General features: G+C 66.7%; 15 protein-coding genes. 2 read left to right on the top strand and 13 right to left on the bottom strand.

Translation table 11 applies throughout. From position 1 onward, the window contains the following. Nucleotides 1–113 precede the first annotated feature (113 nt). A complete protein-coding gene (locus ACWKV7_RS06060; protein WP_483856756.1) occupies nucleotides 114–1,352 on the top strand; it encodes a parallel beta-helix domain-containing protein in 1,239 nt (412 codons plus the stop codon). Continuing rightward, on the top strand, nucleotides 1,349–2,461 hold the full coding sequence (locus tag ACWKV7_RS06055) for an SO2930 family diheme c-type cytochrome (RefSeq protein ID WP_483856755.1): 1,113 nt from the start codon (nucleotides 1,349–1,351) through the stop codon (nucleotides 2,459–2,461). The genes ACWKV7_RS06060 and ACWKV7_RS06055 overlap by 4 nt, the downstream gene beginning before the upstream one ends. A gap of 33 nt (nucleotides 2,462–2,494) precedes the next feature. Here ACWKV7_RS06055 and ACWKV7_RS06050 read toward each other — a convergent pair whose 3' ends face one another. From ACWKV7_RS06050 to ureG, 13 genes are all read right to left on the bottom strand, one after another. Next, nucleotides 2,495–3,256, bottom strand: a complete 762-nt coding sequence (locus ACWKV7_RS06050; RefSeq protein ID WP_483856754.1) for a tetratricopeptide repeat protein — start codon at nucleotides 3,254–3,256, stop codon at nucleotides 2,495–2,497. A gap of 125 nt (nucleotides 3,257–3,381) precedes the next feature. Next, a complete protein-coding gene (locus ACWKV7_RS06045) occupies nucleotides 3,382–4,077 on the bottom strand; it encodes a CTP synthase C-terminal region-related (seleno)protein (protein WP_483856753.1) in 696 nt (231 codons plus the stop codon). 83 nt (nucleotides 4,078–4,160) lie between these two features. Beyond that, nucleotides 4,161–4,862 (bottom strand): helix-turn-helix transcriptional regulator, encoded by a 702-nt coding sequence (locus ACWKV7_RS06040; RefSeq protein WP_483856752.1) that lies wholly within the window; start codon nucleotides 4,860–4,862, stop codon nucleotides 4,161–4,163. A gap of 26 nt (nucleotides 4,863–4,888) precedes the next feature. After that, the gene (locus ACWKV7_RS06035; protein WP_483856751.1) at nucleotides 4,889–5,215 is read right to left on the bottom strand and encodes a VOC family protein; all 327 of its coding nucleotides are present in this window, start codon (nucleotides 5,213–5,215) and stop codon (nucleotides 4,889–4,891) included. A 121-nt stretch (nucleotides 5,216–5,336) separates the two neighbouring features. Next, nucleotides 5,337–6,653, bottom strand: a complete 1,317-nt coding sequence (locus tag ACWKV7_RS06030) for a PQQ-dependent sugar dehydrogenase (protein WP_483856750.1) — start codon at nucleotides 6,651–6,653, stop codon at nucleotides 5,337–5,339. 60 nt (nucleotides 6,654–6,713) lie between these two features. After that, entirely contained in the window at nucleotides 6,714–7,196 is a 483-nt protein-coding gene (locus ACWKV7_RS06025; protein WP_483856749.1) for an MgtC/SapB family protein, read from the bottom strand. 56 nt (nucleotides 7,197–7,252) lie between these two features. Further along, nucleotides 7,253–8,284, bottom strand: coding sequence for a DUF5924 family protein (locus ACWKV7_RS06020; RefSeq protein WP_483856748.1), 1,032 nt, complete (start codon nucleotides 8,282–8,284; stop codon nucleotides 7,253–7,255). A 113-nt stretch (nucleotides 8,285–8,397) separates the two neighbouring features. Further along, nucleotides 8,398–8,760: a VOC family protein gene (locus tag ACWKV7_RS06015; RefSeq protein ID WP_483856747.1), complete on the bottom strand. Its 363-nt coding sequence runs from the start codon at nucleotides 8,758–8,760 to the stop codon at nucleotides 8,398–8,400. Between the two features lie 327 nt (nucleotides 8,761–9,087). Next, nucleotides 9,088–9,801, bottom strand: a complete 714-nt coding sequence (locus tag ACWKV7_RS06010; protein ID WP_483856746.1) for a hypothetical protein — start codon at nucleotides 9,799–9,801, stop codon at nucleotides 9,088–9,090. A 144-nt stretch (nucleotides 9,802–9,945) separates the two neighbouring features. Next, nucleotides 9,946–10,533, bottom strand: coding sequence for a cytokinin riboside 5'-monophosphate phosphoribohydrolase (locus tag ACWKV7_RS06005; protein ID WP_483856745.1), 588 nt, complete (start codon nucleotides 10,531–10,533; stop codon nucleotides 9,946–9,948). Nucleotides 10,534–11,042: 509 nt separating this feature from the next. After that, nucleotides 11,043–11,906 (bottom strand): hypothetical protein, encoded by an 864-nt coding sequence (locus ACWKV7_RS06000; RefSeq protein WP_483856744.1) that lies wholly within the window; start codon nucleotides 11,904–11,906, stop codon nucleotides 11,043–11,045. A 67-nt stretch (nucleotides 11,907–11,973) separates the two neighbouring features. Then, on the bottom strand, nucleotides 11,974–12,546 hold the full coding sequence (locus tag ACWKV7_RS05995; protein WP_483856743.1) for a HupE/UreJ family protein: 573 nt from the start codon (nucleotides 12,544–12,546) through the stop codon (nucleotides 11,974–11,976). 18 nt (nucleotides 12,547–12,564) lie between these two features. Continuing rightward, nucleotides 12,565–13,179, bottom strand: a complete 615-nt coding sequence (ureG, locus tag ACWKV7_RS05990; RefSeq protein ID WP_483856742.1) for an urease accessory protein UreG — start codon at nucleotides 13,177–13,179, stop codon at nucleotides 12,565–12,567. Between the last annotated feature and the right edge of the window lie 7 nt (nucleotides 13,180–13,186).

Below are 13,186 nucleotides of genomic sequence, written 5' to 3'. Positions count from 1 at the left end.
GGTCAAGTCGGCCAGCGGCGCTGGTCGACCTGACCGATCACAAGAAGGGGGTTGGTCTGGTCTGATTTTGGTACTATCGTGCAACTTTTCTGCGACAGTACCGGAGCCCAGCCATGCGTATCGCCGTGTCATCTTTGCTCAGCCTGTCTCTCGCTCTGGCCGCCTGCGGCGAATCCACCGCGCCGCCTGCGGTCAGCCATGACTTCCAGAAGGATTTGCAAACTCGCCTGATCAAGGCCAAGCCCGGCAGCGTGATCGAGATCCCCGCCGGCACCTACCAGCTCGACCGCGGCCTGAGCCTCAAGATCGACGGGGTGACCCTGCGCGGTGCCGGCATGGATCGCACCATTCTCAACTTCAAGGGCCAGAAGGCCGGGGCCGAAGGGCTGCTGGTGAGCGCCTCGGATTTCACCATCGAGGACCTGGCCCTGGAGGACAGCAAGGGCGATGCGCTCAAGGTGGTCGGCGGCAAGAACATCGTGATCCGCCGGGTGCGCACCGAATGGACCAACGGCCCGGCCACCGAGAACGGCGCCTACGGCATCTACCCGGTGCAGACCGAGAACACCCTGATCGATGGCAGCGTCGCCATCGGCGCCTCGGACGCCGGCATCTATGTCGGCCAGTCGCGCAACGTCGTGGTGCGCAACAGCCGCGCCGAGCGCAACGTCGCCGGCATCGAGATCGAGAACACCATCGGCGCGGACGTCTACGACAACGTCGCCACCGGCAACACCGGCGGCATCCTGGTGTTCAACATGCCCAACCTGGAGCAGCCGGGGCACAGCACGCGGGTCTATCGCAACCGGGTCGAGGGCAACAACCACGACAACTTCGGCCACAAGGGCACGCCGGTGGCCAGCGTGCCGGCCGGTTCGGGGGTGGTAATCAACTCCAATGACCGGGTGGAGATCTTCGACAACGATATCGGCGCGCACAAGACCGCCAACGTCATCGTCAGCAGCTACTTCAGCGCCGGCTATACCGACTTGTCCACCACCGAGGATTTCGATCCCTACCCGGAGGGCATCTATATCCACGGTAACCGTTTCGGCCCGGGCGGCGACAGCCCCGACCACCTTGAGCTGAAGGCCCTGCGCATCACCCAGTTCGGCCTCAACGGGCGCTTGCCGGACATTCTCTGGGACGGCTACGTGAACCCGGCCAGGCTGGTCGACGGCAAGCTGCCGGCGGAGCTGGCGATCTGCGTGGACAACGGCGACGCCGGGCTGGTCAACATCGACGGGCCGAACGACTTCAAGAACATCAGCACCGATATCGCCCCCCATCGCTGCACGCTGCCCAGCTTGCCGCCGGTTCACCTGGCCCTGGCGGGCGAGGCCGGTGCATGAGAACGACTGTTTTCCTGGCGCTGTTGCTGCTCGTCGGTTGCGGGCAGCAGCCTGACCCCTTGTATCTGCCGGTCGGCGACGACTACCCGGAAAAGCTCAGCGACTGGGGCATGCTGCACCGCGTCGACGGCTACCTGACGCCGGCGCCGACGGCATTGCCCTACGACCTCAACACTCCGCTGTTCACCGATTACGCCCACAAGCTGCGCACCCTGTGGATACCCGAGGGCGAAGCGGCGCGCTATGGCGAGGAGCGCTTCGACTACCCGGTCGGCACCGTGCTGAGCAAGACCTTCTACTACCCGAGGGATGACCAGGGCCGCCTGTTGCGCAATGCCCAGGATCTGCGCGACCCGGAGCGCGGCGTGCCGCTGGCGCGGGTGCAGCTGATCGAGACACGCATCCTGCTGCGGCAGCGCGACGGCTGGGTGGCGCTGCCCTATGTGTGGGATGCGGGGCAGCAGGAGGCCTATCTGGAATGGGCTGGAGCCGGCCAGGAACTGGCGCTGCGGGACGAACGGGGGGGCGTGCTGCCGGTCGCCTATCAGGTGCCGGATGCCAACCAGTGCGCCGGCTGCCATGAGGAGCAGGCCGGTCAGGGCGTGCAACCCCTGGGTCCGAAGGCCCGGCATCTGAACAAGGGCTTCGCCTATGCTGTCGGGGTGCGCAATCAACTGGAGCAATGGCAGCGCCGGGGGCTGCTGGTCGGCCTGCCGGAGCGGCACCAGGGCGTGCCGCGCAACGCCCTGTTCGGCCGGCCGCGCGCCGGCGAAAGCCTCGAGCTGCAGGCCCGCAGCTATCTGGATGCCAACTGTGCGCATTGCCACAACCGCCGAGGCCCGGCGCGTACCTCAGGGCTCTATCTGGATCCGGGCACGCCCGTGAGTGTCGCCTTCGGCCTGTGCAAGCCTCCGATCGCCGCCGGCAAGGGCTCCGGCGATCGATTGGTGGATATCCATCCCGGCGCGCCGGAGAAATCGATCCTCGGCTACCGGATCGAAAGCACCGACCCCAGCGTGATGATGCCCGAACTGGGGCGCTCCACCGTGCATCGTGAGGGTGTGGAATTGCTCGAGCGCTGGATCGCCAGTCTGCCGGGCGGCTGTTGAGGCAGACCGCGCGGGGGCGAAGCGCCCGCGGGCCTAACAGGGTTGCGGTTTGTTCAATGCCTGCAGTTCCTGCCGGGTCAGCGCCAGCCATTCCCGGTGCAAAGTGCGGTAGTGCTTGGGCGCGCGGCGGGCGTAGCTGTCGATCTGCTCCAGCAGGTTGCGCGCCTCGCCGCTGCGGCCGAGACGCTTGAGTAGCAGAGCGTAGCGATAGCGCGCCTCGGGGCCGGCGTAGTAGTCGGCGAGCACGCGGTATTCCTCTTCGGCCTTGGCGGTTTCCTCCAACTGCTCGAGGGCGCGGGCGTAGAGCAGGTGGCCGTCGGCCGAGCGGTACTGCGGATTGTGCTCGATCAGCCGGTCCAGGCTCTGGCGGCAGCCGGCTGCGTCGCCCTGGGCGAATTGCGCCTGGGCCAGCGGCAGGAGGATTTCCGGGGCCTGGGCATGAATGCCGCGCAGGGCCGCCTGGAAGTGCTCGATGGCTTCCGCGTGACGGCCCAGGCGCGCCAGTTCTTCGGCGAGCTGCACGCGGCTTTCGCTGGTGTCGCGGATCACCAGTTCGTCGCGCAGGGCGCGCAGGTGGCGTTCCGGATCGAAGCGGTCATGCAGGCGGTTGACCGCGCGGCGGCCCCGGCGGCTGCCGAGCACCTCCGGCAGCATCACGCCGAGGAAGTAGATCAGGCCGCCCATGCCGGGCAGGGCGATGATCAGGTACAGCCAGTAGCGTTCCTGGCCCGTGCGTACCACGTGCAGGCCACAGATGATCTGGAAGGCGATAGCCAGTATGGCGAGTAAAGGCATGGCGAGGCGTCCGTGCGGAGAAGGGCGCCTATGTAACACGATATTGCGGGTTTGTCAGCGCGTGCCCGTCGAGAGTGCGAGGCGGTTGGCTATCGGCAGCCACCGCCTCTGTGGAGGATGAGTCGCTAGGCCGCCGCTACCGCCTGGACGAAGGCCTTCACCAGTGGCGGCAGGCGACCGGCGAGGGCGGCGCGCTCCGGCTGGAACAGCGTGGCGACGAAGAACGGGTGGTGATCCAGTTCGATGGCGCGAGGATCGCCCTGTTCGTCCACGGCGGTCACTCGCAGCGGTCCGTCTGCCAGTGCGGCGGCGAACTCGCCGCTGAGGCCGTAGCGGCAGCGGTAGCCTTCTTCCGCCCGGTCGCTGCCGTAGGCCCTGGCCAGGCGGCTGCCGGCGCTGAAGTGCACGGCGCCGAGGGCCTCCACCAGGGCGCAGCTCAGCGGCTGGATCACCGGGCGCGCAGCGTCGGGATTCAGTTCCGCATGTTCGGCATCGCTCCAGCCGAGGACCTGGCGCGCATAGTCGAGCACCGCATGCTGGAAGCCGCCGCAAGTGCCGAGAAACGGCAGCAGGGTCTCCCGTGCATGGCGAATCGCCAACAAGGCGCCATCGGTGTTGCGATAGGGGCTGGCCGGCACGCACCAGAGGCCGTCGAAGTGACCGATGCGCGCCACGCTGTCGATTTCTTCGGTGGGGACCCATTCGGCGCGGACCACCACGCCGAGCGCGGTGGCGGCCAGATCGAGGGCGGGGGGAATGGCTTGGTGCGCGGTAACGGTGGCGTCGTAGTCGCCGATGAGGCCGATCTTCACTTCTTGCATGACATGTCCCTTCTGCCTGCGTTGGAGTGCACGCATGGTAGGTCCGAGCCATGGAGCTTGGCTAGGCAGGTGCCGCTGCAAATTCAGGACTTGAACGCCGGTACTTCCAGGTCCAGGCCGACATGGTCGGCCAGAAAGTCTTCCAGCCGCTGGCCGGGTGCGGTTTCGAAGGTCTGCCCGGTATTGGTCAGGGTCAGGACCCGGTCGATGCGGAAGTTGCGAAAGTCGCCGCGCAGTTCACACCAGCCGCACAGGGTCCACACCTGGCCCCAGAAGAACAGCCCTAGCGGCCGGATGCGTCGCTCTGTCACCGCCTCGGTCAGGCTGCGGTAGCCGAGCAGCAGCGTGTTCCGCTCGCGAATCGCCTGGCGCAGCAGGCCGAGCCAATGCACCGGGTAGGCGTGGACCTCTGGGGCGAACAGGTGGTTGCGGTTGAATTCGTCGCGTAGCGCCGGCGGCAGTACGCCATGGATCTTCGCCATGGCCGATTCGGCCGAGCGCTGCAGTTCGGGATCGGCCCAGGTCTTGACCATGCGGGCGCCGACCAGCAGCGCCTCGATCTCGCTGCGGTCGAACATCAGCGGCGGCAGGTCCATCGGCAGGCGCAGCACATAGCCGACGCCCGCCTCGCCCTCCAGCGGCACGCCGGAAAGGGACAGGTCTTGGATGTCGCGGTAGATGGTGCGCACCGATACTTGCAGGCGCTCGGCCAGCCACTGGGCGGTCGTCAGGCGACGGCTGCGCAGGAACTGCACGATCTGGAACAGGCGGTCGGCACGTCTCATGGGACCCTCCCAGGTTGAGGCTGCGTTCAGGGCAGGCTATGCAGGCCCGCGTCGCTGTCTTGTATCACGGCGGCGAAGCCATGGGGCACGATGAAGGTCCTGCTCGGCTGAATCTGCCCGGCAGCGCCCGGAAGACGGGCGAGTAGCGCCTCCAGAGGGGCGTCGACGTTGAGTTGGCCGCGGGTACCGCCGGCGCGCTGCCGCAGCTGTTCGGCGAGGCCGCCTTCGCTGCGGGGAAGCTGGCTCATGCGCCTGTCCACGACGGGCAATGGCGTGGCCAGGGTGTTTTCATAAGAGCGGGTGGCGCGCTCGAGATCGGCGGTGGCGAGTGCGCACCAGTTGGCGGCATGCATGGCGTCGCTCCTTGGCGGTGGATGTCGGCAGCCGGTGGCGCCTGCGCGGCATCGTGCTGTCGACGGCCACCTTAAGGAGGGGCTACTGACACCCTGCTGTCAGCAGGGGGCGACGCACCGCTCAGCGTTGTGCCGGCGTCACCCGCCAGACCTTGTTGCCGACGTCGTCCGCCACCAGCAGTGCGCCGGCTTTGTCTATTTCCACGCCGACCGGGCGGCCGAAGGCGTTCTCCTCCTCGCTGACGAACCCGGTCAGCACGTCCTGCGGTGGGCCTGAGGGGCGGCCGTTGTCGTCGAATGGCACGTAGATCACCTTGTAGCCGCTCAGCGGCTTGCGGTTCCACGAGCCATGCTGGCCGACGAAGGCGCCGCCGGCATAGCGCGACGGCAATAGGTCGCCCTGGTAGAAGGCCAGACCGAGGGAGGCGGTGTGGGCGCCGAGGGCGTAGTCCGGCACGATGGCCTTCTCCACCAGATCCGGGCGCTGCGGTTCGACCCGCTCGTCGACGTGCTGGCCATAGTAGCTGTAGGGCCAGCCGTAGAAGCCACCGTCGCGCACCGAGGTCATGTAGTCCGGCACCAGGTCGCTGCCGATCTCGTCGCGCTCGTTGACTGCCACCCACAGCTCGCCGCTCTGCGGCTGCCAGGCCAGGCCGTTGGGGTTGCGCAGGCCGAAGGCGTAGAGGCGGGTCGCGCCGGTGGCCGGATCGACTTCGAGGATGGCCGCGCGGTTCTCCTCTGCCTCCATGCCGTTCTCGGCGACATTGCTGTTGGAGCCGACGGTGGCGTACAGCTTGCTGCCGTCGCGGCTGGCAATCAGGTCCTTGGTCCAGTGGTGGTTGATCGGTCCGGCCGGCAGGTCGGCGACTTTTTCGCCCTTGGCGGTGATGCGGGTGTCGCCCACGCGATAGGGGAAGCGCACGATGGCGTCGGTATTGGCCACATACAGCTGGTCATCGACCAGCGCCATGCCGAAGGGCGAGTAGAGGTTTTCCAGGAAGGCGGTCTTGACCTCGGCGACGCCGTCGCCATCGGCATCGCGCAGCAGGCTGATGCGGTTGGCGCTGGGTACCCCGGCGCCGGCCTTGGCCATGACCTTCTTCATCACCCAGCCCCGGATGCCCTGGCCGTCCTCCGGCTTCGGCGGCGCGTTGGTTTCGGCCACCAGCACGTCGCCGTTGGGCAGCGTCAGCAGCGTGCGCGGGTGGTCCAGGCCCTCGGCAAAGGCTTTCACCTGCAGCCCCTCGGCGGCGTGCGGTGTGCGTCCTTCGGGCCAGCCCTTGGCCGGCGCGATGTCCACCGTCGGCAGCAGGCTCGGGTTGGGCGGCAGCAGGGTCGGCTCTGGGCCGTAGGTCTCGCTGACCGGGACTCGGGCCGACTCGCCGCAACCGGCGAGGGCAGTCAGCAGGAGCAGGGCTGTGGCGGCGCGCATGGGCATTCTCCGTTGTGGTGGGGGCAACGGGTGTGACCATGCTCGCCGGGTGGGGTTCGGCGCGGTTCAGTCCTGCGTCTGTGGGCGCTCCAGGCGCTTGAGCAGGGTGAGGATGATCAGCGCCAGCAGGCTGCTGAGCACCGCGGTGGCTTCATGGCCGAGGCCGACGGCGACGCCGATGGCGGCGGTCAGCCAGATGCCGGCGGCGGTAGTCAGGCCGCGCACGTGCAGAGCGGAGTCGTTCTTCAGGATGGTACCGGCGCCGAGAAAGCCGATGCCGGTGGCCAACCCCTGGATTACCCGGCTGAGGGCGTCGTCGGACACGCCGGCCTGCTGCGGCACCAGCACGAACAGGCACGCGCCGAGGGCCACCAGCATGTGCGTGCGCAGCCCGGCGGACTTGCCGCGCTGCTCCCGCTCGAAGCCGAGCAGCCCGCCGAGCAGGGCGGCGGTGAGCAGGCGCAGCAGCACCCGGGTTATGTCGGCGATGTCGTTGAGATCGGAAAACTCGTCGATCAGGGTGGCCCTGACGATTTCCCACCACTGCATGGTTCGCTCCTGTCGCTGGTCGACATTGGACCGGTCAGTCGACAAAGGGTTGGCGATCAGCGGTCATCGACCACCTTGAAGCGCAGCACGCCGATCAACTGGCCGGCTTCGGTGACCACCCGGACCTGCCAACGGCCGACCGCCTCGGCCGGGAAATTGAGCTTGTGGGTCCAGGCCCGGTAGCCCTGTTCGCGGCCGCCACGGATATCCAGGGCGATGCGCTCCACTGTACGGCCATCGCGCAGCCAGACATGGTAGATGCGCTCCTTCAGCCCGCGCGGGGCGTTGATCGCGGTGTAGGCGAACAGCCCCTGGGCGCGCAGGTCGGTCAGGCCGATGCGGTGCAGGCGCTCGCCCGGCTCGCGGTTCGGTCCGTCGATACGCGTGGTCACCGCCACTTCGGTCAGCCACAGCGTGGCCGGCGGTACCCACAGGCGCAGCAGCCATCCGAGGCTACCCAGCAGCGCCAGCAGCATTACCAGCGCCAGCCAGCGCCGCCAGCCTTCCAGGCTCAACCTGGCGGACAGGCTGGGCACCGACAGCACCAGCGACACGCCGAGGGCCCAAAGATAGCTCTGTGCGGTGGTCAGGTGCAGCAGGATCGGCAGCGCGGTGAGCAGTACCGCGAACAGCGTCAGGCTGTGGAAGGCGAGGAACAGCCAGCGCCGCTCGGCCAGGCGCTTGTAGTACAGCGGGTCGATCACCGAGACCAGCGCGGCGATGCCGAGCAGGCTGGTGAAGGCCGCCTGGCCGCTGTTCCAGGTGGTGGTGATGAAGAAGAACGGCAGCACGAAGAACAGGCTTTCCTGATGCACCATCTGGGTTGCATAGCGCAGCAGCAGCGGTGGCAGGTCGCGGCCGAACCAGCGCATGAACTGCCGACGCAGGCTGTTCTCCAGCACCAGCCAGAGCCAGCTGACCAGCATCACCACGGCGATCACCTTGGCCAGGCTGGCCTGGCGGTCGACCAGCACGAAGCTGCCGACCCCGGATAGAAAACCGAACAGCGCAAAGGTGCCGGGATAGCGCTGGAACAGCGCCCCGGCCAAGTCGAGCAGGGATTTCAGGCGCGCTCTGTACAGCGGCATGGCGTGGAATCGATGGCCTGGTTTGCGAATAGGACCCATGGGCAGGGGCTTGGTGCCCTCCGCTGGAAAAGCGAATGCCCGCGGGGCGCGGGCATTCTTTCACAAGCCGGCGGTCAGGGCATGCTGTGCAGGCCTACTTCGTTGCCCTCGCTGTCCTTGATCACCGCGATGAAGCCGTGGGGCGCGATCGATGTCCGACCCTTGACCACCTGCCCACCGGCGCCGGGCACCCGGTCGAGCATGGCATCCAGCTGGTCTCCGGCGTTCAGATAGACACGTACGCCGCCAACGCCCGGCCGCTGGTCTTGCGACAGCACCAGGCAGCCGCCGACTCCGTCCATGACGTGCGGGAATATCGCCATACGGCTTTCCGCGCCATCCACCACCTCCAGGTGGGCATCCAGTGCGCGCTCGTAGAAGCGGTGGGCGCGGTCGAAATCGCTGACGAACAGTTCGAACCAGTTGATGGCATTCATGATGTCGCTCTCCTTGAATAGTGGTCTGTCAGCAGGTCGGCGCAACTGCCGGCGCTGTCTTGCCTGCTGGAGAGCACTCTAGGGAGGGGCTGCTGACAACCTGCTGTCAGCAGCCTGCGGTTTCAGTCGTCGAGGGCTTGCGGATAGCTGCCACTGGCAGCGCCGGCATAGGCGGCCAGCAGGCTTTGCAGGAAACGGGAACGGGGCATGGCGATGACTCCAGTGGATGCGGTGGCGTCATGCTAGGGCGCGCGGCGGTGCGTGGCTGGTTGAATGTTTCGATAAGGGCGATAGGCACGCCCCGCCAGAGGGCTGCGGGGTGATGGCTCAATAGCCGGCGTCGCTATAGGCAAAAGCGCTGGCAAGGATTATCCCCGCATACATCAGGACGGGCAGGACCAGAAACAGCATCAGCGGAACGATGCCGTGCACTGCGAATTTGCTGCGAGCCCCGTGGTAGCTGACGAAGCAGGACCAGACGAGGAAGCTAAAAGGCAGTAACGCCAGCAGGTCCTGCTCCTGCCAGGCGCTGATATGGTTCCGGTAGACCGCTGTCAGGTAGAGGCTGTAGAGCAGCGCCGGAATGCCCGCCACCATCGATGAGAAGGTATGCAGCAGCCGAGCCTCGCGCTTGTCGGGATGCTTGGCGCCGGCCAGGAGCAAGCGCATGCGATACCACCAGCCACCGATCAGCCAGGACACCAAGCCGGAAAACAACCCTGCGATCAACACCGTTACCCAATATGTGGACCAGCTCTCCGCTGTAGCCGGTAGGGAACGGCCAGCGTGCAGGTCGGCTCGTACCATGCCCATATCCAGGCGATCGATTGCCGATGCCATGCCTATCAGCCAGATGCCGAGGAAGACTGCGGCTGTCGACGCGACGTGATTGCCGGGAGCGAAGAACGTTGAGGGCTTCAGGTACAACGCTTTTAGATTGCGTGGCCGGAAGGGGTCCAGATTTGTCTGGACCCTGGAGGGGGCATCTTCAGGTTGCAGTAGTTCGGCGCTGGGCGGGCGGTACAGGTTCTCCCCCTCCATGGCATAAGACTCCGTTCCATCAAAAGGCAAATTATGCGTCGCGGGACTCAGCGTTGCCCCGCCTTTTCGATTGGATCCGGCAGTCGATTGCCGGCTCGTACCCCGGCCATTCGCACCGCCGCGGACACATCTGGCGACCCTCTCTCAACTCGGCGCGCGATCGCTCCATTTGGGCGCGACGCTGGGCTGCCAGTCGCTCAGCAGGTCCAGCAAGTCGCCTGGCGATTCGCTGCGCTGCAGCATGGCGCGGTGCTGGGGGCGCACGAAGCGTTCTTCCACCAGGTGGTCGAGGAAGTGGCTGAGTTTGTCGTAGAAGCCGTTCACGTCCAGAAGGCCCAGTGGCTTGGCGTGGTAGCCGAGCTGGCCCCAGGTCCAGACTTCGAACAGCTCTTCGAGGGTGCCGAGGCCGCCGGGCAGCGCGATGAAGGCATCGGCCAGCTCGGCCATGCGCGCCTTGCGCGCGTGCATGCCGGCGACCACTTCCAGGCGGGTCAGGCCGGGGTGGCCGATCTCCGAGTCTTGCAGGCTTTGCGGAATGATGCCGATGACTTCGCCGCCGGCCGCCAGGGCGGCATCCGCGACTATGCCCATCAGGCCGACGGCGCCGCCGCCGTAGACCAGGGTCATACCGCGCCCGGCCAGCTCCTGGCCCAAGGCGATTGCCGCTTCACGGTAAATCGGGTTGGCGCCGGGGCTGGCGCCGCAGAACACACAGACGGAACGCAGGGACATTGTCTACTCCGCGGGTTTGAGACGGCCTACAGAGTACTGGCAGGCGTCACGCTTACCAAGCGCAGGATGCTCACAAAGTCTGTGGGCCACCCTGTGGATAAGCTGGGCGAATTCGCTTGGAGGCCGCTCGCAGCGTGCCGCCGCGGGCGTTGCGCGAGTTTTGATCGATCCGAGTTTAATCAATACAAACAGAGGGTTGGATTAGTTATCCAGAAGACGTGCAGGCAGGCGCTCGGTTGTCCCCAGGTGTTGTGGATAACACTGTGGAAAGCCCTTGGAGCGTTGGCGGGAAGCCATTCAGGCCAGGCATTGGCGGCCGTTGCTCAGCTTTCGTACAGGCTGGCGTTTGCGCACAGGCGGTGGGTGGAGTCAAGCACGAAGCCGACTGTCCAGGGGGTGCTGCATAGGCAACTGTCCACAGAAGTTGTGGATGTCGCTGTGGATAACCTGGGCAAGAGCGTGGCCAAGCCCGGTAGCGCGCGCCTTGGCGACGATTGATGGGTATTTGCTCAAGGCGCCGCCGAGGCTTTGCCGCGCCGCTCCAGGTAGGCGGAGATATAGGGCTGAAAGTCCGGTAGCTGGCTGGCCGGCAACCAGTGTTCGTAGATGCGCAGGAAGCCCTGGCGCTGCCTGGCCTGTTCGCTGACCGCCTGCTTGAAGCGATCGACCAGGCGCCGGCCCCAGGCGTTCTTCGCGCAATAGATGCCGGAAACCGCAAAGGGGCCGGTTTCCTTGATCGGTAGCGCGCTGAGTTTGTCCTCGCCGGCCGAGTGCATGAGCGGCGGCAGCGGATATTCCAAGGTGTAATCGGCGCGGCCATGGGCGACCATGATGGTCAGGTTGGTTCCCAGGTTAGGGGCCGGCACCAGCTCCAGGTTGCTGGGCGGCTGGCCATGCAGCAGTGGCTGCAGCGCCGCGCCGTAGAGTCGGCCCTTGGTCACCACGCCATGCAGTTGCGGGTCGTAGAGGACCTGGCGCAGCGGCAGGGGCGCTTGCGCCCGCAGCCGGTCGGCCAGCTCCGGACGCATGACCAGGTGCACCGGCGGCAGCACCATCAACTCGGCGTAATAGCCGATGCGATCGCGCTCCGCGGTGGCCAGGGCGACGCCGAAGCAGACCGGCTTGCCCTCCTCGATATCCTTGAAGGTACGCGGTACGTTGCCGAGGCGGAAATGGTGCTGGTACTCCGGCAACTGGGTGGTGATCAGCTGCAGGGCCTCGTAGACCAGGCCGTCCACCGGTTGGCCGTTTTCGAAGTCGCTGAAGCCTTCCCAGTCCGGCAGCGACCAGATGACCGCGGTGTCCTCGGCCGGACAGGCGGCACTGCCCAGCAGCAGTGCCGAGAGAAGGAGATATCTGAGCGGGTTACCCATGTCACACCGCCGCGATGGAAAGACCTGCGCTTTTACAGCTTAGCCAAAAAGCACTGGCGTAGCGGCTTCAGCTCGCCAGTAGCCAGAGCCCGGCACCAGCCGAGGCGCCGCCGGCCAGGCGAACCAGGGGCTCTGCAGACCGCGGTAGCACGCGCACCAGCGCGTAGCCGGCGCCATGCAGGGCAGCGGTGGCGGCGACGAAGCCGATGGCATAGCCCCAGGGGCTGGCCAGGGCGGGCAGCTCCAGGCCATGGGCGATGCCGTGGGCGGCCGCGAACAGCGCGGTCAGGCCGGCGGCCAGTGGCAACGGCGGGCGTACCGCCAGCGCCACCAGCAGGCCGAGGGCCAGCAGCGAACCGGCGATGCCGGTTTCCAGCAGCGGCAGCGACAGGTCGGCAAAACCGAGCAGGCCGCCAACCAGCAGGGTGGCGACGAAGGTCAGCGGCAGCGCCCAGCGCGCCTTGCCCTGCTGCTGCGCCGCCCATAGGCCGACGGCGAGCATCGCCAGCAGGTGGTCGAGGCCGAACAGCGGGTGGGTGATCCCGGCGATCAGGCCGGATTGGTCATGCCCGGGGTGGGCGAAGGCCGCGGTCGGGGCGAGAAGCAACGCGAGGGCGAGCGATGTGCTGCGCAGGTTCATGGTGGATCTCCTTGGTGCTCAGGCGGCGTTCAGCATGCCGTGGCGTTCGATGAAAGCGATGATCTGGTCCAGGCCCTGGCCGGTCTTCTGGTTGCTGAACACGAACGGCTTGTCGCCACGCATCTTCAGGGTGTCGCGCTCCATCACATCCAGCGAGGCACCGACCATGGGAGCCAGGTCGACCTTGTTGATCACCAGCAGATCGGACTTGCAGATGCCGGGGCCGCCCTTGCGCGGCAGCTTGTCGCCGGCGGACACGTCGATCACGTACAGGGTCAGGTCGGACAGTTCGGGGCTGAAGGTAGCGGAGAGGTTGTCGCCGCCGGACTCGACGAGGATCAGGTCGAGGCCGGGGAAGCGCCGGTTGAGCTGGTCGACCGCCTCCAGGTTGATCGAGGCGTCCTCGCGGATCGCCGTGTGCGGGCAGCCGCCGGTTTCCACCCCGATGATGCGCTCCGGCGCCAGGGCCTGGTTGCGTACCAGGAACTGGGCGTCTTCCTGGGTGTAGATGTCGTTGGTCACCACCGCCAGGTTGTAGCGCTCGCGCAGCGCCAGGCACAGGGCCAGGGTCAGGGCGGTCTTGCCGGAACCGACCGGTCCGCCGATGCCGACGCGCAGGGGTTGGCTGTTCATTTTCTTC

This window comes from Zestomonas ipomoeae, assembly GCF_057128665.1.
The sequence above is the reverse complement of the archived record's forward strand: the minus strand, read 5'-3'. Positions and strand labels throughout refer to the sequence as shown.

Excerpts from the sequence above, each read along its gene's own strand:
- ACWKV7_RS06060 (WP_483856756.1), top strand. The coding sequence starts at position 114 with ATGCGTATCGCCGTGTCATCTTTGCTCAGCCTGTCTCTCGCTCTGGCC.
- ACWKV7_RS05995 (WP_483856743.1), bottom strand. The coding sequence starts at position 12,546 with ATGAACCTGCGCAGCACATCGCTCGCCCTCGCGTTGCTTCTCGCCCCG.
- ACWKV7_RS06045 (WP_483856753.1), bottom strand. The coding sequence starts at position 4,077 with ATGCAAGAAGTGAAGATCGGCCTCATCGGCGACTACGACGCCACCGTT.
- ACWKV7_RS06025 (WP_483856749.1), bottom strand. The coding sequence starts at position 7,196 with ATGCAGTGGTGGGAAATCGTCAGGGCCACCCTGATCGACGAGTTTTCC.
- ACWKV7_RS06055 (WP_483856755.1), top strand. The coding sequence starts at position 1,349 with ATGAGAACGACTGTTTTCCTGGCGCTGTTGCTGCTCGTCGGTTGCGGG.
- ACWKV7_RS06050 (WP_483856754.1), bottom strand. The coding sequence starts at position 3,256 with ATGCCTTTACTCGCCATACTGGCTATCGCCTTCCAGATCATCTGTGGC.
- ACWKV7_RS06000 (WP_483856744.1), bottom strand. The coding sequence starts at position 11,906 with ATGGGTAACCCGCTCAGATATCTCCTTCTCTCGGCACTGCTGCTGGGC.
- ACWKV7_RS06040 (WP_483856752.1), bottom strand. The coding sequence starts at position 4,862 with ATGAGACGTGCCGACCGCCTGTTCCAGATCGTGCAGTTCCTGCGCAGC.
- ACWKV7_RS06010 (WP_483856746.1), bottom strand. The coding sequence starts at position 9,801 with ATGGAGGGGGAGAACCTGTACCGCCCGCCCAGCGCCGAACTACTGCAA.
- ACWKV7_RS06035 (WP_483856751.1), bottom strand. The coding sequence starts at position 5,215 with ATGCATGCCGCCAACTGGTGCGCACTCGCCACCGCCGATCTCGAGCGC.
- ureG (WP_483856742.1), bottom strand. The coding sequence starts at position 13,179 with ATGAACAGCCAACCCCTGCGCGTCGGCATCGGCGGACCGGTCGGTTCC.
- ACWKV7_RS06020 (WP_483856748.1), bottom strand. The coding sequence starts at position 8,284 with ATGCCGCTGTACAGAGCGCGCCTGAAATCCCTGCTCGACTTGGCCGGG.
- ACWKV7_RS06015 (WP_483856747.1), bottom strand. The coding sequence starts at position 8,760 with ATGAATGCCATCAACTGGTTCGAACTGTTCGTCAGCGATTTCGACCGC.
- ACWKV7_RS06030 (WP_483856750.1), bottom strand. The coding sequence starts at position 6,653 with ATGCCCATGCGCGCCGCCACAGCCCTGCTCCTGCTGACTGCCCTCGCC.
- ACWKV7_RS06005 (WP_483856745.1), bottom strand. The coding sequence starts at position 10,533 with ATGTCCCTGCGTTCCGTCTGTGTGTTCTGCGGCGCCAGCCCCGGCGCC.